19 protein-coding genes are annotated in these 24,061 nt (G+C 59.6%); 8 read left to right on the top strand and 11 right to left on the bottom strand.

The window, feature by feature from the left end; all coding sequences use genetic code 11:
• Positions 1-180: 180 nt before the first annotated feature.
• Positions 181-3,621, top strand: a complete 3,441-nt coding sequence (locus CA85_RS13840) for an aminotransferase class I/II-fold pyridoxal phosphate-dependent enzyme (RefSeq protein ID WP_146392031.1) — start codon at positions 181-183, stop codon at positions 3,619-3,621.
• A 173-nt stretch (positions 3,622-3,794) separates the two neighbouring features.
• Positions 3,795-4,367 (top strand): YcxB family protein, encoded by a 573-nt coding sequence (locus CA85_RS13845; protein ID WP_146391920.1) that lies wholly within the window; start codon positions 3,795-3,797, stop codon positions 4,365-4,367.
• A 31-nt stretch (positions 4,368-4,398) separates the two neighbouring features.
• On the opposite strand, the gene CA85_RS13850 is transcribed toward CA85_RS13845, so the two are convergent.
• Genes CA85_RS13850 through CA85_RS13870 form a run of 5 tightly spaced genes read right to left on the bottom strand, consistent with a single transcriptional unit; the run spans position 4,399 to position 9,248 of the window.
• The gene (locus tag CA85_RS13850) at positions 4,399-5,331 is read right to left on the bottom strand and encodes an SGNH/GDSL hydrolase family protein (protein ID WP_146391921.1); all 933 of its coding nucleotides are present in this window, start codon (positions 5,329-5,331) and stop codon (positions 4,399-4,401) included.
• Between the two features lie 40 nt (positions 5,332-5,371).
• Positions 5,372-5,836 carry a flagellar export protein FliJ gene (fliJ, locus tag CA85_RS13855; RefSeq protein WP_146391922.1) on the bottom strand — a complete coding sequence of 155 codons (465 nt, stop codon included), beginning with the start codon at positions 5,834-5,836 and terminating at the stop codon, positions 5,372-5,374.
• A gap of 33 nt (positions 5,837-5,869) precedes the next feature.
• Positions 5,870-7,231, bottom strand: a complete 1,362-nt coding sequence (locus tag CA85_RS13860; protein WP_146391923.1) for a FliI/YscN family ATPase — start codon at positions 7,229-7,231, stop codon at positions 5,870-5,872.
• A complete protein-coding gene (locus CA85_RS13865) occupies positions 7,228-8,085 on the bottom strand; it encodes a FliH/SctL family protein (protein ID WP_146391924.1) in 858 nt (285 codons plus the stop codon). Before CA85_RS13865 ends, CA85_RS13860 begins: the two co-directional genes overlap by 4 nt.
• A 38-nt stretch (positions 8,086-8,123) precedes the next feature.
• The gene (locus tag CA85_RS13870; protein WP_146391925.1) at positions 8,124-9,248 is read right to left on the bottom strand and encodes a FliG C-terminal domain-containing protein; all 1,125 of its coding nucleotides are present in this window, start codon (positions 9,246-9,248) and stop codon (positions 8,124-8,126) included.
• Positions 9,249-10,051: 803 nt separating this feature from the next.
• Here CA85_RS13870 and CA85_RS13875 point away from each other — a divergent pair.
• On the top strand, positions 10,052-11,833 hold the full coding sequence (locus CA85_RS13875; protein WP_146391926.1) for a glycoside hydrolase family 71/99 protein: 1,782 nt from the start codon (positions 10,052-10,054) through the stop codon (positions 11,831-11,833).
• A 74-nt stretch (positions 11,834-11,907) separates the two neighbouring features.
• On the opposite strand, the gene lpdA is transcribed toward CA85_RS13875, so the two are convergent.
• The 4 genes from lpdA to CA85_RS13895 form a co-directional block, all read right to left on the bottom strand.
• The gene (lpdA, locus tag CA85_RS13880) at positions 11,908-13,344 is read right to left on the bottom strand and encodes a dihydrolipoyl dehydrogenase (RefSeq protein WP_146391927.1); all 1,437 of its coding nucleotides are present in this window, start codon (positions 13,342-13,344) and stop codon (positions 11,908-11,910) included.
• A gap of 75 nt (positions 13,345-13,419) precedes the next feature.
• The gene (gene rpsD / locus CA85_RS13885) at positions 13,420-14,028 is read right to left on the bottom strand and encodes a 30S ribosomal protein S4 (RefSeq protein WP_146391928.1); all 609 of its coding nucleotides are present in this window, start codon (positions 14,026-14,028) and stop codon (positions 13,420-13,422) included.
• A 166-nt stretch (positions 14,029-14,194) separates the two neighbouring features.
• Entirely contained in the window at positions 14,195-15,253 is a 1,059-nt protein-coding gene (gene pheA / locus CA85_RS13890) for a prephenate dehydratase (protein ID WP_146391929.1), read from the bottom strand.
• 414 nt (positions 15,254-15,667) lie between these two features.
• The gene (locus CA85_RS13895) at positions 15,668-16,114 is read right to left on the bottom strand and encodes a hypothetical protein (protein WP_146391930.1); all 447 of its coding nucleotides are present in this window, start codon (positions 16,112-16,114) and stop codon (positions 15,668-15,670) included.
• Between the two features lie 156 nt (positions 16,115-16,270).
• Here CA85_RS13895 and hpt point away from each other — a divergent pair, with 156 nt between their 5' ends.
• From hpt to CA85_RS13910, 3 genes are read left to right on the top strand one after another with little or no spacing between them, the layout of a single operon-like run.
• A complete protein-coding gene (gene hpt, locus CA85_RS13900) occupies positions 16,271-16,810 on the top strand; it encodes a hypoxanthine phosphoribosyltransferase (RefSeq protein ID WP_146391931.1) in 540 nt (179 codons plus the stop codon).
• The gene (locus CA85_RS13905; RefSeq protein ID WP_246112788.1) at positions 16,807-18,093 is read left to right on the top strand and encodes a glycosyltransferase family protein; all 1,287 of its coding nucleotides are present in this window, start codon (positions 16,807-16,809) and stop codon (positions 18,091-18,093) included. The genes hpt and CA85_RS13905 overlap by 4 nt, the downstream gene beginning before the upstream one ends.
• Before the next feature lie 60 nt (positions 18,094-18,153).
• Positions 18,154-19,281: a glycosyltransferase family 4 protein gene (locus CA85_RS13910; protein ID WP_146391932.1), complete on the top strand. Its 1,128-nt coding sequence runs from the start codon at positions 18,154-18,156 to the stop codon at positions 19,279-19,281.
• Between the two features lie 335 nt (positions 19,282-19,616).
• Here the strand turns inward: CA85_RS13910 and CA85_RS13915 are convergent, their stop codons facing one another.
• Positions 19,617-20,459: a PP2C family protein-serine/threonine phosphatase gene (locus CA85_RS13915; protein WP_146391933.1), complete on the bottom strand. Its 843-nt coding sequence runs from the start codon at positions 20,457-20,459 to the stop codon at positions 19,617-19,619.
• Between the two features lie 88 nt (positions 20,460-20,547).
• A complete protein-coding gene (locus CA85_RS13920; protein ID WP_146391934.1) occupies positions 20,548-21,396 on the bottom strand; it encodes a serine/threonine-protein kinase in 849 nt (282 codons plus the stop codon).
• 362 nt (positions 21,397-21,758) lie between these two features.
• Here CA85_RS13920 and CA85_RS13925 point away from each other — a divergent pair, with 362 nt between their 5' ends.
• A complete protein-coding gene (locus CA85_RS13925; protein ID WP_146391935.1) occupies positions 21,759-22,685 on the top strand; it encodes a PEP-CTERM sorting domain-containing protein in 927 nt (308 codons plus the stop codon).
• Between the two features lie 336 nt (positions 22,686-23,021).
• Positions 23,022-24,023 (top strand): PEP-CTERM sorting domain-containing protein, encoded by a 1,002-nt coding sequence (locus CA85_RS13930; RefSeq protein ID WP_146391936.1) that lies wholly within the window; start codon positions 23,022-23,024, stop codon positions 24,021-24,023.
• The last annotated feature ends 38 nt before the right edge of the window (positions 24,024-24,061 follow it).

The raw sequence follows: 24,061 nt of genomic DNA on the forward strand, positions 1-24,061 counted from the left end.
TGTGAATTGGCCGAGGCAAGTAGTTCCCAAGGGCTACATTTATTCAGTCACCCATGAACAATGCTGGTCAGGCAAGATAGACTAGCGAATAGGGGACTGGCCCCGAGCGGCACGAACTTACGATAGCGCACCTGCGATAGGTTGATATTGGTGGACCTTCAAAATTTCTTTTCAGGCGACATGCCGCCCCGGGATCATCTCGTGTCGATTCTTCGGCACTGGGAACAGGCGCGAACGGACCAGCCCGCATTCTCCTTCACCGACGGTGACGGTAGTGAAGAATCGTTAACCTATGCGCAGCTGTGGGAAGAGTCTCGGGGACTGGCAGGATACCTGCAAGGCCGCTGTGGGATCCGTCCTGGCGACCGCGTGCTGCTGCTCTACCCACCCAGCCTCGATTTTGTCGTTGCCTTGTTTGCGGTCTTCGCCACCGGTGCGATCGCGGTGCCCGCCTTTCCACCGCGGCGAAATCGCAAGGCCTCGCGTATTCGCTCGATCGTGTTGGATGCCGATGCCCGCTGGGCGCTATCGACCCAATCGGTGATCGAACAGCTCTCGGGGCCTGAGTTGCATGAGGACCTCGTCGGCGTCCAGCTTCTCGGCACCGATGCACCTGAGCACCGTGACAGCTCGTATTGGCGATGCCCACGACTTCGCAACGACGCCCTCGGCGTGCTGCAGTACACATCAGGTTCGACAGGGTCGCCCAAAGGCGTGATGCTGACGCATGCTAACCTGGTCGCCAACAGCGAATTGATCTTGCACGCGTTTGAACCGTCAACCTCTGTGATCGGTGCCTCTTGGCTGCCGACGTACCACGACATGGGCTTGATCGGCGGCGTGGTGATGCCAATGTTCATGGGTTGCCCAAATGTCTTGATGAGCCCAATGGCATTCCTGCAGCGTCCCTCCCGATGGCTGCAGGTGATATCGAAATACAATGTCACTGTCAGCGGCGGTCCGAACTTTGCCTACCAGCTCTGCGTGGACAAGATCGAGGATTCCGACGTGGCCGACCTCGATCTCTCCGCTTGGGAAATCGCTTTCAATGGGGCCGAGCCAATTCGTGCCGCCACGCTGGACGCGTTCACTCAGCGATTTAGCAAGATCGGATTCCAAGCGACCTCGCATCTTCCCTGCTACGGGATGGCCGAAACCACCCTTATTGTTACCGGGGGCCCCAAGGACAACGGGGACGATCAAAAGCGACCGGTCCTCCAATATTTCGACGGTCCCGCGCTGGACAAGAAATCGGTGCGGCCAGTCTCCAAAAGTGACTCGGCACGCGAACTCGTTGGCTGTGGGCGAATCCTGCCTGGCGAGCGAATTGAAATTGTCGATCCCGATACCCGCAGCATCCTATCGCCGGACTCGATCGGTGAAATCTGGGTGCAGAGCCCCTCGGTGGGACGTGGTTATTGGCAACGACGCGAAGAGTCAGCCAAAACGTTCTCGGCGATGACCGACGACGACCAGGGACCATTCCTGCGGACGGGAGACCTCGGCTTTCTGCACGAAGGGCAACTCTACGTCTCGGGCCGATTGAAGGACATGATCATTGTGCGGGGCGTCAATCGCTATCCGCAGGACATCGAAGTTACCGTCGAGCGGGCCAGCGACGTGGTGCAGGCTGGGTCGGTGGCCGCCTTCGCGATGACCGACAGCGATCGGGAACAGCTCGTGATCGTGGCGGAAACTATCCGCCGCCGCGACCTGGATTGGGACGAGCACCTGCAAGCCGTGCGTCGCGCCGTCACCGAGGAACACGACCTGCCTCCCGACGCGGTCTACCTCGTCCGCAACAGCAGCGTGCCGAAAACCAGCAGCGGCAAGATCCAGCGTCATGCCTGCTTGCACGCCGTGCGTGACAACGATTTGAAAGTGGTCGCCCAGTGGATCCGCGGTGAGGGAGCTGCATCGCAATCAGCGGGTACACGCGGTGAGACGATGATGAAAGCCGCCGCGAGCAGCAGCGGTCTCAACGCGCAAGCCGACCCGATCATCATCGATGCCATCGAAATTCACGTTCGCCGCATCGCCGGCGAACGGGCCGGACACATGTCGACCGATACCAACATTGTCCTGGATCTCGGACTCGATAGCCTCGAACGGCTCGAGATCGCGCGGAACCTCGAACGCACCTTCGGCGGGCGATTCCCCGAACAGGTACTCGACGAAATCGAGACCATCGGCCAAATCGCTGCTGGGGTCGAACGCTACCTCTCCGCTGGAGCTCGATCGCGGGCCGAAGCGTTCCTCAGCGACCCCAACGCCCAACTCGGCGCGACCGATGATCAAGTCGACGGAGCCGACCTCCGCGCCGCCATCGGTGATTCGCCAGCCGCTGGCGGAGCCACTCGCTCGATCCGCCATACCACGGTCGAACCCGAAGATGACGTGACGCAGTTCACCGAATACCGACGGCTCAAGGCAACCATGCGGCAAATGCAACTGACCGGGTGCCCCAACCCCTTCTTCACGGTTCATGACGGGATCGTTGGCGATACCACCCTCATCGATGGGGAAACCTATATCAGCTTCGCCAGCTACAACTACCTGGGACTGAGCGGACATCCCGAGGTCTCCGCAGCCGCCCGTGACGCGATCACCCGCTATGGCACGAGTGTCTCGGCAAGCCGCTTGGTCAGCGGTGAGAAACCCATCCATGGGGAACTCGAACGCAAGATCGCGGATTGGATCGGGGTCGATGCCGCGATCACCATGGTCGGAGGTCACGCTACCAATGAAACCACCATCGGACATCTCGTTGGGCCGGAAGATTTGATTGTCCATGACGCTCTGTCTCACAACAGTATCGTACAAGGTGCGCTGTTGTCCGGCGCGAAACGTCGCCCCTTTCCGCATAACGACTACGAAGCACTCGATCGAATGCTGACGGCGCTGCGACCGCAATACCGCCGCACACTCGTCGTCATCGAAGGCGTGTACAGCATGGATGGCGATTTCGCTGACCTGCCCAAGTTTGTCGAGGTCAAGAAACGCCATCGCTGCATGCTGATGGTCGATGAAGCCCACAGTTTCGGCACGATGGGGAGAACAGGCCGCGGGATCGCGGAACACTTCGACGTGGATGCTCGCCAAGTTGACATTTGGATGGGCACGCTGAGTAAATCAGGATCCTCCTGCGGCGGGTTCATCGCGGGATCGCAGCCGCTCGTGGAACTGCTCCGGTACACCGCTCCAGGCTTCGTATTCAGCGTAGGCATGCCACCGGCGCAAGTCGCAGCCTCCATCGCCTCCCTCGAAGTGCTCCAGCGGGAACCGCAGCGTGTCGAGCGACTGCGACGCAATAGCCGCTTGTTCCTAACGCTCTGCCAGACCGCGGGGCTCGATACCGGCGATAGCGGCGGCACCCCCGTTGTCCCCGTCATCACAGGCAACTCGCTCGTCGCCCTGCGGCTGAGCAATCGACTGAAGAAAGACGCGATCAACGTCCAACCGATCCTCTATCCTGCCGTTGACGAATCCGCCGCCCGCTTGCGGTTCTTCATCACGAGTGAACACACCGAAGAGCAGATTCGATTCACCGTCGACCGCACTCAACACCACCTTCAAGAACTCCAAGAAGCCTCGCCGGCGACCCTAGCCGAGACCGGCTGAGCAATGAAGAGGGCTGTCGATTTATTGAGCCGAGACGCGTGATCAATAAGCGGCGATACTAGCGAAAGCTTTTCTGTGATGGACGAGGCGACACTCATTACTCCCGCGTTCCGATGGTGGCTACGGACCACTCTCGCAAGCCACGCTATTGAAAAATACATGATGCGACGCCCATGAGCCCCGCCAACCCATACGAACCGCCGACGCCCGTGTCACGCCCGGACGACGATGCTGCGATTGGTAGCGCCGACACGATCACGGCGACGTACCTGTTCACGGCCGACCACCTGCTTGAAACGCTCAGCCGCTATCGTTCACAGCATCTCGGGCGGCGCATCTGGACGTGGTTCCGATTCGCGATAGCGATCATGCTTCTGGCGGCTGCTCTGGTGGGGCTGTTCGTTCCACAGTACATCGCCTCTGCGGTCATGTTCGCCATGGCGGTATTCATGTTTTTCCCGCACAAGATCGACAACTTCTTTGCACGGCGCAACTTTCGACGATCGCCCTACTGCAACACCGAGCACACCATGCGATTCTCTGACCAGGGGCTGGAGTCGAGTTCCGATGTCCAGGAATCGACCCTCAAGTGGGGTGCCTTTTCGCAAGCCGTGATCTTCCCCGACGGTATACTCATCTTCCAGGGCCCGAAGATGGTTCACTGGATCCCCGACGACTCACTCCAACGCAGCAGTGATGCCGAGAGACTTCGTGAACTTGTGACATCCAAGCTACCGACGAACTAGAGTGACTATCGAACCTCACTGATTGCCATCCTCATCGATTCCAGGTTTCAGAAATTCGATTGAGAAACACTCGGCGGATTGCGTCGTAGCCCCGATCATTCGGGTCTTCAATATTATCGTAGAACCAATAGTGTGGATCGGTTGCGTCATAGTGGCTCCGCCAAAACTGGCGGCAGTGGGAACCGTGTCCTAAAAATATCTCATGCAACCCCACAACATGCACCGTGCCGCGTCGCGACGCCGCATCGTGAATGACATCGTTGTAGCGGGCATGGATCTGGAGACCATCGGGCCAATCAGGCAGGAAGATACTGGGTGCGTCCCCGACTCCATCGGTTGGATCGTAGATGTCGCCAATGTAGATCTCGCACCCTCCGGGGAACCGGGAGTGAAGTTCATCGAGGATGGTTTCCAGTCTTGCTGCAAAGTTCTCTATCCACGGTTCAGCTTGTTCAAGCGTCGCTCCATACATCGCACCCTCGACGGGCGGTCGCCGACCGTAAGAGTGAATCAGATCGTTCCCGCCTGTCGTTAACACAACCAAACCAAACACGTCGTCATCGTACGTCGGGATCTGCGATTGCAACGTCTGCAAATGCTCAATGGAAGTGGAGCCAGAGACTGCAAAGTTCTCAGCAGTCAAGTTTGGCAGGACCGCAGACAAGCACTTTCCTTGCATGTCGGCGTACTCGTCCGCTGGATTGTCCTGCAATCGGGCAAAATAGGTATGGCTCGATGATTTCGCCCCCAAGCCACGCGTCACGCTATCGCCCATCCCCAGCAGCAAGACCGGCCGTTCGCTCCAGACATGCTCAAAACGAGTCGCCGACACTTTCGGTCCCGCAGGGCCTTCGCCAACCGGACGTCTCAGAAAAAACTCAATGTACGCTGGTACTGCAATCACAATGCACACACCGAAGATCAATAGCCAACGTCGACTGCGGACGGGAGACAGGGGACTCATGGCGTTCGGATTCTCAGTTGGAGTTGCACGCTGAGTATCGTCAACGGCGCGAATAGATCATGCGTGCCTGGGCCAATTCATCCATGGCGGCTTGCTCGCGTTTTTGTTCTCGCTGCTGGTGCGTGGCAGCTTGTTTCTCACGTAAGCGTTCAAAGCGTTTGACCTCGGCTTCGGCCTCAACGAGGCAGCGTCGTTGCTGCTCGAGTTCGACATCGAGCTGTTTGCGATTCGACCGAAGCGAGTCTTGCTCTTGGGCGAGTTGTCCGTCGTAGCGGGCTTCGTGTTGGAGTCGGTCCAGCCTGACGGGGGGCGCGCTGTCGACACTCCCAGCCAAGTGATGGGCTGTCTCCTGGCGTAATGTGTCGCGTTGTTGCTGCAGTCGATCAATTTGATCATTGAACTGGTCGATCGCGGCGCGTATCTTGCCGAGCTCACGACTCACCTCGTCCCGTCGACGCCGGTGCAGGGTGAGTAGCGAGTCGAAGCGAAAGTGGAAGGGCGGCATGGAGACTTACATGGGAAGTGCGGGCGGCGTCCATCAGGACTGAGGTGCTTCAGAATCTACCTGGACGAGATCCATGACCGCCTGCTGCGTTTGATTGAGCGGTGTCTGCTCGTCACTGGGTTGGCGAAGCAAATCATTGATGGGGTCCCGCATCGCGATCGCTGCGTCGATTCGAGGATCGGTGCCGGGATGATAGGCACCGATCGAGATGAGATCTTCGCTGTTCTCGTACTGCACCATGTTCTGGCGAATTTTCAGGACGGCCTCGTTGACTCGTTCGTCCACCAAATGATTTTGCAATCGACTGACACTCTGAGGGATATCGATAGGCGGAAAGTGCCCTTGCTGGGCTAACTTGCGGTTCAACACGATGTGCCCATCGAGCAACCCACGAATGGCATCGGCAATCGGTTCGTTCTGATCGTCACCCTCGACGAGAACGGTATAGAACGCGGTGATCGATCCCCGGTCGGTGCGCCCCGCTCGTTCCACCAACTGCGGTAGCAGATTGAAAACGCTCGGCGGATACCCGCGTGTGGTAGGCGGTTCGCCCGCGGCCAGCCCGAGTTCGCGCTGAGCCATGGCGAATCTCGTCACGCTATCGACGAGCAGCAAGACGTTATGCCCTTCGTCGCGAAACTGTTCCGCGATGCTGGTGGCGGTCCAAGCGGCCGAGAGGCGTTGTGCGGCTGGCTTGTCACTGGTGGCGACCACCACCACGCTTTTCTCTAAACCCTCGGGGCCGAGGGTGCGTTGGATAAACTCTCCCACTTCACGGCCTCGCTCGCCGACCATCGCGATCACGATGCGATCCGCGTTGGTGCCCCGGGTCAGCATCCCGAGCAGGGTGCTCTTACCGACGCCGGAGCCTGAAAAAATGCCCAAGCGTTGACCAACACCGCAGGTCAACAGCCCATCGATTGCCCGCACGCCGGTCTGCAGGGGTTGGTCGATGGGCGGGCGATCGAGTGAATCGGGGGCGGCTTGGCGTGTTTCGACCCGGACGAGGTCATTGCTCAGCGGGCGGCCGTCAATCGGGCGGCCGAAGGCGTCGATCACCCGCCCGCAGAGAGAGTCGCCGACTCGCAGTGGCATCGCATGGGAACGCAGTTCGACTCGATCACCCGCGGCCAATCTGGTGATCGCTTCCATGGGGGCGAGAATCGGTTGAGTTCGCTCGAACCCAATCACCCGCGCCAACGAGGCGGGAGCGTCGAGCGGTTGCAATTCACAGATCGCGCCGAGCGGTGCCGTCATGCCTTGCACGGTGATCGCGTCACCGGTTACTGACGCGACGCGGCCGTGGACCCGAAACATGCTCATTTGTTGCAGCGATAAGGCTGTGGCCTTTCGATCGGGCAACCTCGGTGGCGAGAGGGCGGGAACGCGCATCATTGCAGTTGCTCGCGTAAACGTTTCAACTGAGCGTCGAGCCCAGCGTGGATCTCACCGCCGTCATGACGCACGATCACATCGCCGATGCAAAGCGTCTCGTCCGCGATGATGGCAGATTGCTCGGGGAGGTCCGCGTGGGCAATCAGCTCTGTTAACGCAGGACCAAGCTGAGCTCGCGTTTCGGGATGGACCGCGAGCGTCAATCGCTGCGCCGAGCGGGTGCTGTGCAAAGCCTCACGCGCCCAGCGCACGATCAGGTGCCCGACCGCATCTGGGGCGGACTCGGCAGGGTTTGCGACTCGATCGCGGCTCCCGTCTGCGAAACCGAGCTGGGATCGGGTCAACCTCTCTGCGGCCCCGATGGCGGTATCCGCGAGAGTGTCTGCATATTGGCGCATCCAAGCATCGTATTGCCCTTTCATCTGCACGACCGCGGTGTGCAGCGACTCAACATGCATTTTAGCTTTCTCTTCGGCACGGCGATCGACTTGGCTCTCGATGGTGGCTTCGGCGACACGTTGCCCCTCGGCGTACCCAGCCGCATGAGCGTTGGCTTTGATCTCTTCGGCTTGCTCTCTCGCCTGCTCGAGCATTTGCTCGACTTGCTGCTGGCAACGCTCGATTTGTTCGCGTCCCTGAGCAGCGAGATCGGACAGATTGAACTCGGTCGCGCGATGGGAATCGCCAGCCCCCGCTTCGCTGCCCCGTGACGTTGTCTTGATGATCCGAGCCGAGGCACTGCGTTCGGACACACCGCCTTTGGATGGCTGATCGCTGGCGTTTTCACGCGTCGAGCGACTGCTCGTGCTTGTGCTCGAAGCTTTCGCTGCAAAAGATTGAAAGATACCAGCCATGAGAGGAGTTGCTGAGAGGGGACGCGGAGGGTATGGGTTCACATCGCGGCGGCGACGTGGCGACGATTCAAGGCGGCCGTTTCAGCGGACTCGGTGGCAGAGCCGGTCGCACCGACTGGACGCGACTGTCCAGCCACGCGGGCTGCCGCAGCCACCTCGACCTTCGCTCGGTCTATCTCACGGATCTCCAGACTACCGACGGACATCAAATGCTGCCGCACCTGGTTGGCTTGCGAACGCGGCAAACAGGCAATTGCCGCATCGGCAACGGTGCTGGGTAAACCGCAGAGCGCCAGGATCGCGGTCCGCGTGTCGACGCGACCCAAAGATTCGCAGAGCTTAGCGGGCGACAAACGCATCAGCTCCTCGTGCGTTTGTTCGACCGACGGTTCGGGCACCGGGGTGACCTCCTCGCGGAGCGGTTCGGACCGTTGGGGAACCTGCTGATCCCGCTGCCCTGCGGTTGTGGAATCGCTCTCATGGTACGAGCGGGTCGGTTTCGAGGTGGCGGGCATCTCGGCAAGGATGGCTTGCAACCGCGAGGACGCTGCCGCCGACGATTGGTGTTGGTATCGAGCATCCGCGCGGAAATTGGCATCACCGCGAGGCAGCGCCACACCGCCAGCGTCGGATAAGGACGGACTTCCTGCAGCGGGAATCAACCGATCGACTCGGCTGCGGAAGCTATGGGCGAGCTCACTGAGCATCTCGTCGGGGACATCGGGCAAGCGACCGATCCGCATCAGCAGGTCTTGGCGTTGGCTCTCGCCGAGTCGCGGTAGCAGTGCTGCTGCTCGCGCGGGAGGAAGATGGGCGAGCACGACGGTTTGGGTTTGAGGGTGCTCATCGCGAAGGAGGCTTAGCAAACCATCGTCGCCAATTCCCTCGAGAAAATCGAAAGGGGATGATTTGGCGGCCGCCTGTTGAGCCGCCCCTTGTCGCAGCGAAGCGGAAAATGATTCGATCGCGCGACGATGCTCGACCGGATCCACATCGACGAGCGTTTCCATCTCCCGCCGGACCCGTTGCTGGGTCTCGAGTGGGAGTTCACTGAGCAGTTTGGCTGCCGTTCTCTCCGGGAGGTCCCGCAATACAATCGCCACTCGCCGCAGCGACGCTGCGCGTCGCGATCCGAGTTCAGCATGGGCAGCGATCGACGGCAAGGTAGGCAGCTCCGGCGTGAAGCAGGGAAACGAGTCAGAAAGAAGATTATTTCTGCATTCTTCCCTACTTCTACTCAAGTTGCCGGGTTGGCGCAAAGACTGAAATCGAACCAGTGGTCTGTCACGACTTATTCTGGCTCATCCGAGGGAAGCGTGGGCCCGAGGTTTTCAAGGCATGGCTCCCGTATCGAAGGATTTATTTGTGGGATGTGATTATCAATGTTAGACTGGCACTGCCGGGAGAAACGGAGCCGAGCTCTGCAGAGGTGCTGGCTTGGCAAGGGATATCTCGGTCGCCAGCGTTTCCCTGCAAAAACGGTACGCCAATGGTGTTGTCGGTCCCTGGCGAGCGTTTGTTCGTCAGGGACGCATTTTTGAACGATCATTGGATACGAGAGCCTTGCCTCAAAAAACCTTCCGCTGTGCTCTGCGCACGATTCCGTCGGATGAACCAGAAAATAGCCGGTGGTTTGAGTGCAAGCGAACACCACCGGATACGTCGCGAAGCGCAAAAGCCAACCCCGAATGGGGTTGAAGATCATTCGTGCGGGATCTGCGCCCCTCGTCGGGGCCGACGCTCCATCTTCAACGAATCACCGTAGGTGGCGCTGCGCTGACCGGCGGCTATTTTCTATCATCCCTTTCGGGATACTGATGGATCGAAGACAGCTCGTTACCTGATTCACTACGACGCTCGATGGACGCGGGAGGCACGCCGCGAGATCATGACGGCGTGACTCCGTGTCGGCTCGTTGTGTAGACTGGCGAATTCCCGCCCGCCCCTCCTGCCTACTTCGCCTGCCATGTCTGTCCTCGCTCATCGTGCGCCGTCTCGCTTCCAGTTCGCGGTCGTGGCGACACTGCTTCTCGCTTCGACTGTGGCGGCCCAAAGCACGCCGCCGCCGGCTTTGTATGGTAGCGACGCTTTGGGGCGCGCGATGCCGACGCCAGCAGAGGTGCGGCCCTTTCGAAGTGATCGTTACGTTGGGCTGTTCTATTTTGCTTGGTTGCAGGGGATTGCGGCTGAGGACATTTCATTGATCCTCAAGAACAATCCCGACGCGATGTCGACCAATGCGTCTCCGCCATGGGGGAGCAAAAATTCGTTTCATTTTTGGGGTGAGCCTCTTTTTGGCTACTACCGCAGTGACGATCCGTGGATCATCCGCAGGCATGCCGACCTGCTCTCCGATGCCGGTGTCGACTTCCTCGTCCTCGACACCACCAATGCGCTGATTTACGAGAACGTCGTCGCTGAGATGCTCAAGGTGTTCGAGCAGAAACGTGCCGATGGTGATCACGTCCCGCAGCTCGCCTTCATGGTCAATTCTCGTGCTGGGCGAACCGCTCAGCGGATCTATGAAACCTTCTATCGATCCGGGGACCACGGCGATTCGTGGTTCTCTTGGCAAGGCAAGCCCTTGTTGATTTGTGACCCCGCGAAAGCGTCTCCTGAGGTGGCCGAGTTCTTCACGTTGCGGTCGGCCCATTGGCCTTTTGAACTGGTCAACACCCACAATGCTTGGCACTGGGAGGCCACCTATCCGCAGGTCTATTCCTACGACCAGGATCCCGGGCATCCCGAGCAAATCAGCGTCTCGATCGGTCAAAATCTCGATCAACAGACCGGCCGCGTGGAGATGATGAGTACGGGCCAGGCACGCGGGCGGAGTTTCCATGATGGCGGAGTCGATCCCCGGCCCCATGCCTTTCAGTACGGATTGAACTTTCAAGAGCAATGGCAGCGAGCCTTGGAACTCGATCCGGAGGTCACCTTTGTTACCGGGTGGAACGAGTGGGTGGCGATGCAGCTCAATACCGGCGAAGGCGGCCCACCGGTGTTCTGCGACCTGTTTGACGTCGAGAACAGCCGCGATGTGGAAATGATGAAGGGTGGTTATGGCGACAACTACTACATGCAGTTGGCTGCCAATATTCGTCGCTTCAAAGGCATGTCGCCGGAGCCAGCGATGGGGCCACACAAAACGATCGATATCGATGGAGCGATGGACCAGTGGAGCGACGTCGAACCATCTTACCGCGACCCGACCGGCGACACGCTGCCCCGCGATTTTCCCGGCTGTGGTGATCACCACTACCGTGTGACAACGGGCCGCAACGATTTTCGTCTGGCGAAGATCTCTGAGGATGCGGCTCACTTGTATTTCTACATGCAGACCCGCGATCCGGTCACCGACTCACACGATCCCAACTGGATGGAGCTGTTTCTGGATCTCGATGGCTCGGCGACGGTGGCGACGCACCCGAATTGGGAGGGGTTCGAAGTGCGGATTCGCGGGAGCGTCGTCGAGGCATCGACAGGCGGCTGGGACTGGCAGCCGATCGGTGATGCTCAGATGCGAGTTGACGGCAATCAGATGCACATCGCGGTCGCCAAAAGCCTGTTGCGACCGATCAGGGAGGCCGCTGAATCCGGTTCATCGATTGGTTTCAAGTGGATCGACAACTCACAATCGCCCGGAGAGATCATGGATGCCTATCTCAACGGTGACGCGGCTCCCGGCGGCCGGTTTCAATACCGGCACCGGGTGCACGAAGCGCCCGTTCAAAAGAGTGGCGAGTGATCTGGCTGCCAATCGCGGTGGTGTGCGCGAGCCCAGTGGAAGGCTCTCAGCAGCTTGGCGAACCAAGGGCGTTCTCAGCTCTTGGCTTTTCGCTTGGGCTTGTAGATTTCGGTGGCGGTACCGAAGTGGATTTCGCCTGCGTTCATCAGGGTTTCGCTGAGCGTGGGGTGGGGGTGCACGGTTTCGGCGATGTCGCCGACCTCGCAACCCATTTCGATGGCTAGTGCAGCTTCGCCGATCAATTCACCGGCTCCGGTCCCTACGATGCCGCAGCCGAGCACGCGATTGGTCTCCGGATCGATCAGCCATTTTGTCAGGCCGTTGGTGATATTGAGTGCCTGAGCGCGGCCGCTGGCGGCCCATGGGTACGTCGCCACGCTGACCTTGCGGCCATCCCGTTTCGCTTCCCCTTCGGTGAGGCCAGCCCAGGCGATTTCAGGGTCAGTGAAAACAACCGCTGGGATGGCACGCTTGTCAAATTCGGCTGATTTGCCAGCGATCACTTCGGCTGCGACGCGACCTTCGTGAGTCGCTTTGTGGGCGAGCATCGGATCGCCGGCGACGTCGCCAATGGCGAAGATTTTCGGGTCGGCGGTGCGCTGCTGGGAATTGCAGACGACGAAGCCACGGTCGTTGACGACAACCTGAGTGTTTTCGAGTCCGAGGCCGCGGGTGACCGGGCGGCGGCCGACGCTAACGAGCACGCGATCGAAACGTTCGTGACCGAACTTGTTGGGCCCTTCGAAGGTCACTTCAATTTGGTCATCGACTTCGCTGACCGAGCCGACCTTCGTATTGAGGTGGACGCGTCCGTCGCAGATGGCGTCGATGCGTTTTGCCAAGGGCTTGACCAGGTCGCGATCCGCACCGGGGATCAAGCCTTCCGCTAATTCGACGACCGTCACCTTGGACCCAAGTCCAGCGTAGACTGTCCCCATTTCCAATCCGATGTATCCACCACCGATGACAAGCAGCGTATCGGGGATATCCTTCAACGCGAGTGCTCCGGTGCTGTCCATGACCCGGTCGCTGCCGATGTCAAAGCTCGGCGGCATGGCGGGGACACTGCCGGTGGCGAGGATGCAGTGATCAAAAGTGATCGATTTGCCTTCGGGGATTGATTCATGGTCGCCTTCGAGTTTGATTTCACTCGAGCTGGCGAACGATCCCCGGGCTTGGATCACGTTGACGCCGCGGCGCTTGGCGACTTGGGCCAAGCCGCCGGTCAGGTTGGAGATCACCTGATCCTTGCGACTGCGCACGGTATCGATATCGATCTTCAGGTCGCAGTCATACTTCACGCCCCACTCCGTCTCCAATTCGGAGACTTCGCTGATCACTTTGGCAACGTGCAAAAGCGCCTTGCTGGGGATGCAACCACGCAGCAGGCAGGTGCCTCCCAGGCGGGGTTCGGCTTCGACGATAGTAACGTCGAGGCCTTCATCCGATGCGAGGAAGGCGGCCGCATAGCCACCGGGGCCACCACCGAGAACAACAACGGGACTGTGCATGATGTGGAAACAGGTTGCGTGGAATAGAAATGATTATGCGACTCAGGCCCGCATGAGTCCGCGCCGAGTCGTCGCTTAGCGCGACAGGAATTCGACGACGCTGTTAGCATCGACGGGCAGGCTGATGTCGACGGCCCCAGGCAGGCTGAGGACGGTCGCACGCAACCCTTCGCTGTCGAAGGAGACCCAGTCTAGTCCGTCTGGCGGCGAGTTGGCGATCACGCCGCGGTACAGATTCTTGAGGTTTTCGCGACCACGGACTTCGATGATGTCGTTGGCTCGCAGCAGGTATCCTGGCTTGGTCACTTTAACGCCATTGACGCAGAAGTGTCCGTGGACAATGCCTTGGCGGGCTTGGGGACGTGTTTTCGTGAAGCCGACGCGGCGGACGACGTTGTCCAAGCGGCTTTCGCACATCAGGAGCAACAACTCACCGGTGTTGCCGGATTTTCGACCCACGTTTTCGAAGTAGCGGCGTAGTTGACGTTCGCCCAACCCGTAGTAGTGCTTGATCTTTTGCTTCTCCATCAACGCCAAGCCGTAGACGCTGGGACGGCGGCCCCGAACGTGCATCCCCGGAGGCGTGTTACGCCGATCGAGGGCGCGGGCGGCGCCGGATGTTTCGTAGAGCAGCGTGCCCAAACGACGGTTAATGCGGGCTTTGGGACCGGTGTAATGACCCATCTAGGTGTTCTCGATTCGGGGGTGGGGCGGCGGGATCGGCGTGGTGGAACCCGACAAATGGTCCCAGACGGTCTCGCCTGAATTCAGGAAAAACGAACTTTCAAGAAAATTCGAGCGGGGATTGTGGATCGACGGCGCAAAATTTTCAAGGGGAAAGGCAAGACTTTCAGACCTTTCGTCCCCGGGGGTAGCTACCCAAGACAGCGAGGTGCTGGGTTTGCTCGGGCAACGCCGCGATCGCGGCGGTGACTGCTGGTTCACTTTGGTGTCCAGGGAACTCGACGATGAAGAAATACTCGTTCGGGCGGCCCGGTTTAGGGAAGGATTCGATCCAGGTCAAGTTCAGGCCATGATCACGTAAGACCCCCATCACATCGGCGACCGTCCCGGGTCGGTGCTGGACTTCAAACAGTAGAGTGGTTTTGTCGTCGCCACTCGGTTCGGGTTGTTCCGAGCCCAGGACCGCGAAACGGGTGATATTGTCGCGGTTGTCTTCGATCGAGGGCTGGACGACGTCGAGCCCGTACCGCCGGGCCGCGGCGAGGCTCGCGACCGCGGCGATACCCGGCGTTTGAGCTGCTGCCTCGGCGGCGGCTGCCGTCGAGGCGGTCTCGACGAGCTGCACGCCCGGTAGGTGATCTGCCAGCCAACCTCGGCACTGAGACAACGCCTGCGGCTTGCTGTGTACCTGCGTGATCTCAGCAAGTGGGCTTAGTGAGAGCAGGTTGTGATGGATCGCCAGCAAGATCTCGCCGGTGATATTCACGTTGCCGTGAGTGAGGCGGCCGAGCGTGTCGACGATGCGGCCATCGGTGCTGTTTTCGATCGGCACGATACCATGTCCGCAATCGCCCCGGCCGACCGCGTCGAACACCGCGCCGATGGACGAGACGGGCGACAATTCGGTTCCCTCCCCGAAATACCCCAAGGCCGCCAGATGGCTGTAGCTGTCGATCGGACCGAGAAAGGCCACCCGTTCGGGCCGCGAAGCTTGGTAGCACGCCGAAACAATATGCCGCAGGATGGACCGCCGCGCCGCTGCTGGGATCCCCGCTGGAATTGTCGCCATCGATTCCGTCGCGACCCGTTCGGCCTCAGCCATTCCCTCAGTAAGATTCGGGCTGTCACCCTGCTGACGCAGTTGAGCTGCCACCCACCGTTGTCGGCGATCGATCAGATCGAGGATTTCTTGATCGAGCTGGCTGAGGTGGGTGGGGTCATGCATGGTATCGGTGAAGATTAGCGGGCCGCGTGCTGGCACCCTGGTGGGTGCGGGCGAGAGGAACAGGGAAGGCGAGGAAACAGGAAGGCTAAGTAGCAGGGAACTGTCGAGCGTCGTTCATCTCATCGTTCGATGTGAACGCTTGGCTGGCCGGAAAACCACCCCAAGAATTCGTCACCGTGGAACGAGGACGACTGAGAAGATAACCAACGTCGGTGGCTTTCGCACCCGGCGGGGTGCGGAGGCTTCCGGTCGACTGTTTCTGCACCCGGCGAGCTGCTTTCAAGCCCAGCAGACTATTGGGCTGTCGATTGATTCGATGTTGGCTCCGCAATGGTGAGCCGAGGGCAGTAAGGCCCTGGGTAGCGCCGCTCACCCGGCCACTGACGCGTCTCAGCTCAATCACTCGACAGCCGGCTATGCGGCCCGGCGGGTTTCGCCCGCAGTTTGGTGCTGAGGAGCTTGGTGTTGAGGTTCGGGCGCGACCATTGGCAGTGTCGACGGTGCGAGTGGCTCGACGGATTCGGTGGGTTCGACGGGTTCGGTGGGAACCGCCGGCTGCGTTTGCTCGCTGTTTTCCGCTTGCGCGAGCGCCTGTTTCTGGTGGAGCTCTTGCACCTGCTCGGACATCTCAGCCGCGTTCCAGCTGACCAGGCAGGCTCCATCGGTGTCGTGGATTTTCAGCTGGTCCTCTTCGGCGAACCAGATCGCAGAGAATTGTTCGCAGCGAAATTTTCGACCGCAGTAGAATCCATTGTTGATGAAGATCGAGTCGTGCAGATCGATCGATTCGTCTGGATATTGCCCCTGGCAGTAGGCATGGACACAGTTGCGGACGCGAGCGAGCTGTTGCGACGGAGTCATGCGTCTGTTCGACCTGGATCAAATGCGGCAAAATAAGCGGACGGCGATGCACCATCGGCTGTCGTGATGTATCGGCGGTCGCTGTCGCGCGGGATCGGCTAGACCGTTCCATGTGGCAAACTCAACCCAGTTCTCCTATCTTTAAGGCCGGCTCTCGTGCGCACGTTGATTACTGAAACGCAGCTTTCCGCTGGCGTTGCGCAGCTCGCCCGCGAAATTGACGCGCACTATCGCGGTCGCCCCATCACCGTCGTGGCCGTGTTGACCGGTTCGGTCGTGCTCTTTGCCGACCTGATTCGGCGGCTATCGATGCCCCAGCGTGTGGGTGTGATCCAAGCGTCGAGTTATCGCGGTGGGACGAAGCCTGGCGAGTTAATCATTGATGCGAAGATGTTGATCGATGTGAAGAATCGAGACGTGCTGTTGGTGGACGATATTTTTGATACGGGCGCGACGATCGCGAAGCTGCGAGAGGAATTGCTCGCGATGGGGGCGGACAGCGTGGCGACGGCCGTGTTGTTGCGGAAATCTCGTGAGGATCAGCACAGCATGCGGCCGGACTTCATTGCCTTCGAGATCCCTGACGAGTTTGTCGTTGGCTACGGATTGGACTACCTCGACATGTATCGCAACCTGCCCTACATCGCCATCCTCGAGCCGGCTGAGATTGCCGCGACGGCGGCTGAGTTCGGATGAGTTCCCCGCTCACAGCAGCGTCGCCGCAGCTCGCGGCGTCCCCCGGCGTCCGTGTGTTGTGGGTGACTCGGAGGTACTGGCCCCACGGGGCCGGGGAGCATCCGCAGGCGGCGGCCTCGGTGGCCCTGACCCAAGCCTTGGCGGCGATGGGCATGCACATCGAAGTGGTGACGCCGCGATATGGCGCGCACTGGTCGCAGGAGTTTCAGTGCGATCGGGTGCGTGTTCATCGCATTCTCGCTGCTCCCAAGGGGGACTGGTCGACGCAGAGGTATGTGCGGTATCTCGGGAATTGGATGGCGGAACAGTCGCATCGTTTTGACTGGATCGTTTGTGAAGGGATCCACGACGATGTTCGCAGCGTTGCCGTTGCGATCGAGCATGCTCGGCGGGATCCAAACCGCGGCTCGCGACCGCCAACCCGTGGTGTCGTGCTCTGCGACGGATGGGGAGGTGACGGGGATGATGTCACCTGCCGCCAAGCTCGCAGCGGGAAACGCTGCCTACAAGCCGTAGCGGATTTGGAGTGGGTGGTGACGCGGCACTCAGGCGTGGAGCGATCCCTGGTCGCCAGTGGGATCTCGCCGGAGCGACTCCGTCGGATCTCGCCCGGGTTTGCCCGGCCCACGCGAGTCAGTCTGGACCAGCGACTTTTGTCTCGACGATCGCTTGCGGGCATCAACCGGGATCTGATTACAGATGCAGATGACCACGTGTTGCTGTGGTGTGGGCGGATGTCGGGCAGTCCTGATTACGAGGGAGGGCTCGGTGGGGTCGTGGGCAGCGCGCGGTTATTGTGCGGAAGGTACCCGAATCTGAAGATCTGGATGCTCGGTGACGGTCCACTGCGCGATTGGGTGCACACCGAACTCAAAGCTGAGGGTGTTCGGGACGTTGTCGCCATTCCCGGGACGTTCGCTGATATGAGCGATATTTGGAATGCGGTCGAGGGGGTCGTTGTGACCGATGAGGATCAACTTCGCTACACTCTGCCGGCTGCGATTGCACATGCATTGCCCACGATCGTGGCCGATCGGGCGCCGCTGCGAGCCTGGATGAACGACAAATTCGACGCCGATCGAGTCGACTCGGTTGCCTGGTACGATGACGGAAAACCGGGGGCGTTTCGCAAGACATTTCGCAGCGTTTGGGAGAACTTGCCAGCGGCCAACGATCTCGCTTGGGAAACTGCCATGGATGCTGCACGCCGGTTTAACGCTGGCGAGGAACTTCGTCAGTGGACCTCGGTACTCTCGCCCGTCACGTGGAACACTTCAACGTAGGCTCTTCGTCTTCTATCCCTTGGGAACAAATCCTTGCCTCTCGCTGACCGCTCAACCGCCATGGCACGCTCGCTCAAAATTGCGTTGGTGATCCCCACGATGGACCGGGGAGGCGCTGAAAAACAAGTCGTGTTGTTAGCGACAGGATTGGCTCGGCGAGGACACGATGTCCGGGTTGCGTTGTTGACCCGAGACGGGCCGCGCAGCGAGCCGCTGCGTCAAGCAGGGGTCGAGGTCGAACTGATCGGCAAGCGATTCAAAGGCGATCTCACGGCCCTCGTGCGGCTGAGGAATTGGTTCGACCGGTGGCGGCCCGACGTGGTGCATACCTGGTTGTTTGCAGCGAATAGCTTCGGCCGAGTCGCCGCCTATCGGGCCGGTGTCCCCGTGGTCATCGCCAGCGAGCGGTGCGTTGACCCCTGGAAGAGCGAATGGCAGTTTTGGATCGATCGCCGCTTGCAAGGCTGGACCGATGCGATCACTACCAACAGCGACGGTGTCCGAGATTTCTATGCCGATCACGGGATCTCTCCGGATCGGTTCGTGGTAATCCCCAATGGCGTCGAGCCCGGCGCGGCCAAGACGGCTTCGCTGCCGCTCAGCCGGGACGCTGTTTTGCGACGGTTGGAGGTCGGTGAAGACCGCAAATTGATTTTGGCGGTCGGGCGATTGTGGCCGCAGAAACGGATTCGCGATCTGATTTGGGCGGGCGAGCTGGTGGGAACGCTCCGCCAGGACACCACGCTCGTGATCGTGGGGGATGGACCTCAGCGAGATGAAATGCTGCGACATCGCGATGCGGTGTCACGTCTCGATCATGTTCGCTTCGCCGGCAACCGCGATGACGTCTCGGAGTTGCTCCCGCATGCCGACGCGTTCTGGATCGCCAGCGAGTACGAGGGCCAGAGCAATGCCGTCATCGAAGCGATGCAGGCAGGGGTGCCCGTGGTTGCATCGGATATTCCTGGCAACCGTGATTTGGTGCGTGACGGCGAAACCGGCTACCTGTTCGAGCTCGGGAATGCCGCTCAGCTCGTTGAGAGAACTCAGGAGATTCTCGAAGATCCCGAGCTAGCCTCTCAGCTGGGCTCGGCGGCGAGATCACGTATCGCGAGTGAATTCACGATCGATGCCATGGTCGACGCCCACGTGGAGCTGTACCAGCGTTTGCTGGAAGCTGAGGTGTGAGTCGATGGGCGAGCCGGCAGTTGCCCTGTGGCAGTCCGGGCTGTCGTTTTATTGAGCCGAGACGCGTCAGCGGCCGGGTGGGCGGCGCTACCTGGGATGCCATCTACTTTCAACCGCGAAGCGGGTTACCATCGTGATGATGCCCCGCACGGGGGCAAAATAGACGGCATTGGCCTTACGGCCCTCGGCTCACCATGATGAGGCCGACGTCGATTAAATCGACGAACCGAGTCGCCTCCTGCCGGTTACCCAGAAGTAGCCCGTCAGGGATGATCGAGAATAGCCGTCGGTCAGCGCCGCGCCACCTGCGGTGGTTCAGCTCGTTGACTCGCCCGCTATGGGGTGAGCAATAGCACGGCGAGGTCATCGGGCTTGCCCGGTAGGCCCGTGTCGGCGCCCGTCATCCGCTGGCGCGTCAGTGAGACCAGGGCGTTGAGACGATCGAGTGGTGGGCCGAGTCGAGCCAGTTCACTGATTTCGCGTAAGAGCAAGTTGTCGAACAACCCGTCGCTGGCGAGGACCACGGTGTCGCGTGGTGACAGGGCAATGGCCGGGCCGATTTCAATATGCATCGCCTTGGATCCGACCAGATTGGAGACGATGTGCCGCTCGTTGTGATGCATTGCTTCCTCTTCGCTGAGTAGGCCCGATTCGATCGCATAACCAACGGGAGAATGAGCGGTGGATCTCCACTTCACTGCCCCGCGTCCGCCGAGAAATAATGCCATCGAGTCACCGACTTGATAGCCCCGGGCGATGCGGTTCTGGATTTCGACAATGCAAATGGTCGTGGCTGCGCCGGTGCCCATGTCGAGGATCTCCTCGTTGGCCTTTTCGATCCCGTCCAAGATTGCTGGCCGCAGGTCTGTTGCCTGTGCCTGCCCCGCAAGACTCTCGGCGAGGCACTGCACGGCGATCGCCGACGCCTTGTATCCGACCGGGGCGCCGCCGACACCATCGGCGACAGCCATCACAACGCCTCCGCCAGCGGTGGGAATGATGGCGGCGCTATCGTCGTTAGGCTCCTCTTTGCCGGGACAGGTCCGAGAGTAGGCCACTGCATTCCCCGGCCCTACCGAAACTCTTTCTGGCAACGCCATCTCACTCTCGAGATAGAATCGCGGCGCCGCGAGAATGCTCGGTGTCGCGATTGCGGTGCTGGAGGACGTCGTGGTCATGGAAAGCTGCAATGGTCTCTGGGTTTCTAGACAGAATCTCGGCACTCCTACGACAGGGCCGTCCGGTCGAGAGACGTTCTCTTTCAGTCTACGCCTGTTTCCGCTGGCGTTTCGCAAATCGGGTGGCTTTTAAACGAGATTTTTCCCAGGCAGCCTCCATTTTTTCGGCGTCGGTGAAGCGATCGCGAGGGCGGATCGCAACAGATTTTCGGAGGATCGCGATCACGTCGCTGTGAACACGCCGCCGCATCGCCGCTGCACCGGGAAACGGCCAGTCAAATGGATATTCCGGCCACTTCCCAGACATCATCCGATACGCGATCAATCCGAGCGAGAAGACGTCGCTTCTTTTGGACGGTTTTCCCATCGCTTGTTCGGGTGGCATGTATCCAAGTGTCCCAGTTCCCGAACCGCTAATCGTGTTCTGCGCGACTTTCGCGATCCCAAAATCTCCCAGTCGCAGATAGTCCTTGTCAAACAGCATCACGTTTTCCGGTTTGATGTCACAGTGGATGACGCCGTGATGATGGGCGTAGGCAACCGCACTGAGCAGTTGCGATGTGAACTCGAAGGCGGTCTCAAAACCCATTCGATTTTTCAGTCGATCGTCGAGGGTGCGGTCAGCCAGTGGCGTCACGATGACGAACCGGCCATCAATGAAACTGGCGTCACGAATGGGGAGGATATGAGGATGTTCCAAGCCCATGGTCAGCTTGGCTTCGCGTCGGAATGCGGCGATCAGTTCCTCAGAAACCCACTGATGGTTGGGAATTTTGAGCGCCACCTTGATCGACAGTAGTGTGTCGGTGGCGGCGTAAACATCAGCGAACCCGCCTTGGCCGATGCGGCGATCGAGTCGGTATTTGCCGATTCGGCCCTTGACCCGCAGCGGCGTCAAGCCCGTGGCAGCACTGGAGGTCGAAGCCGCTTTTCGCATGTTCAGAAGGGCGTGGGAGGGTGCAAGGAAAGGTTCGGCCGCGATCCAACGGCCCGCCAGGCGAGGTTGCACGCGTTGGCAGACGGGCGATCACGAGCCGGGCAGAACAGGGAACTGTGTTCCCTCCATTCTATGTGCAAATCTTATCCCGAAGCGTGTCGGAGAGGCACCTTCAGGCACCGCATCGGCTTTTATTTGGCGAAATGGCGCCCAGAACGTTTTCTCGTGCGTTCTTAAACATGTGCGACTGCTGTTTTGACTCTCTGTCGCCAATGCCTATTGTTGATTGATTAAGCGTCTTCCCTCTCCAACGCGGCTGACGTTAACAAATCGTCGGCTCCAGTTCACCAAAGTTCCCCACCATGTATACGCGTTTTCTCGGAACGTTCAGTTTCCTCTCTTGTCTCATTGTGCTCAGCCCGGGGGCAGCTGCTGGTACCTTATTGGTGGGGTTTCATCAGTTTGGTGACGCCAGTCGGGGGAGCAGTATCACGCGAAATCACGGGGACGAAGGTGTTTTCGCCGCCAGTTCGACGATCACGTACAACGGCGGCAGCACGAGCACCGGGGGCAGTACCGACAACTACTACGGTGCCGATAATGCGTCGAGTATCGGCTTTCAGACGAACCAAACTCCCTTTGACCCTGTTGCCGATGTGACCAACGGTCCATACCTGTACGAAGTGTCAGGCGGGAACGCGCGGCAGAACTCGTCGTATGCTGCTAGCGCGCCGCAGCCTTCCAACACGACTGGAAGCGGCGCTGTCACGACGGCTGATGGACGGGTTCGCAATCTGAACGGAACAGATCTCTACGTCAGAAACGACACCAGTTCTGCTTATCTTATCGATCGGCTTCTCTTCGATTCGTTTCTCGGGGATGTCTCCGATAATTCGCAGCGTGGGATCCTCGGGCAGTTCCCTGTCACCATCTTTCGCAATGATGGAACCATTCCTTCCCGGAATTTGAGCGTCACGCAGGGGTTTGCTGGTTACAACATGCAGTCTGGGGAGTCCGTCGATCAGTCGATGACCAATCCGAATCTCGTCGACAACCTGATCGATTACGGAGTGGGGACGAATTACATGGATTACGTCGTCGAGCTTGGTGGTTTCATTCTGAACCCGGGAGAAGCCTTCACTGTCGGGTTCAACGTAATCGGTAGCGGTGTGGCGCGGGGAGACAACTTCGCCATTGTGGGGCGACCCGTTCCCGAACCGATGACCGCCCTGGCATTCGCTGGGATGCTCGGAATGGGCGTCTTGGGACGTCGTCGCAGAAAACGCTAGCACATCGAGCGGGTCCGCAGCGGCCCTGGCGAGGGTGAAGGGCGAGGCTCGCGAGGGCTCGCTGGCGTGTCAATTTTGCGAGCTGGAGGGTTAGCTCTCGGGAAGAGGCCCGTCACGCCGGCACAGACGGTAAATTCCACGGCTGTCCGAGGTGAAACGGTCTTTCCAGCGGAAATCGCCGAAATAAACCAGGTTAAAAAAACCGAAAAAACCTATAATCTGCTTGGCCTGGTAATCTGGTGAAGTACAATTTGCTTACAAGCGGAACCTCCCCCCCCCCTGGAACGTTGCCCGCCTTCGAACGATGCATTGGGCACGACCTGAGAGAGTATATCCATGAAAATCCGACATCTTGCTGTTCTGAGTTTAGCTTCTTGCCTTGGTCTTGCGCCGCAGACCGCCTCGGCGGAACTGCTCGCTGGGTTCCATCAATTTGATGAAGTGACGCAGGTCGGTGTGGGGTATACGAAGGCCGGAGCCGACGAAGGGATCTTCGCCGCACTCTCATCGATCACGTACAACACCGGCAGCACCAATACCGGAGGAAGTACGGATAACTGGTACGGTCCGGACGGTTCCTACGTTTATCCAGGTGCCCCGGGGGCTTGGGCTCCCGCGTCTGGCGGAGCGCTCACCGGTCAAACGCCGATCGCTGCGAACAGCCCTGGCACTATCAACCCCCCCTATGTCTTCGAGACAACCAACCCGGCCGGACCCCGTTTGGACCCCACATATGGCGGTGGCTCGATACCGGTCCCACCCAACCAGATCGGTGGGAACGATTCCACTGCTGATGGTCGAATTCGGAGTTTTAACGGGACGGATGTCCAGATCGAGAACAATACCTCCACAATTTACCGGCTCGACACGTTTGTATTTGACGCATTTGTCGGTGACGTCTCCACGGCCGGTGCCGAGGTGAACATGGAAGACTTCGTGTTGACCTATTTTGGCGCGGACGGTTCCACGTCGTCTGCTTTTGTGAACGTGACCGAAGGCTATGCTGGTTACAACACTCAGTCGGGCGAGGATGTCAACGAAGCGTTGGGCGACCCCTTGCTCGTCAACAATGAAATTGATTACGGCTTCGGAACGAACTATCTTGATTTCGTTGTCGATCTCAATGGGTTCATTCTGAATCCCGGCGACATTGTCTCGATTGGCCTCAATTCGACGGCCATCAATGGGACGGCTCGGGGTGATAACTTCGCCTTCTTTGGAACGCCCACCGCTGTCCCAGAGCCTTCCTCGGCTCTTGCCATTGGTGCATTGGTCAGCTTGGGCGCACTCATCCGCCGCCGCAAACGCAAAGCGGAAAGCAAATTGGCCGCGCTTTAGACGCAGTCGAGGGCTTTCTTTTCGCTTTTCTTGTTAAC

It is taken from the genome of Allorhodopirellula solitaria, from assembly GCF_007859855.1.
Taxonomy (GTDB): domain Bacteria; phylum Planctomycetota; class Planctomycetia; order Pirellulales; family Pirellulaceae; genus Rhodopirellula; species Rhodopirellula solitaria.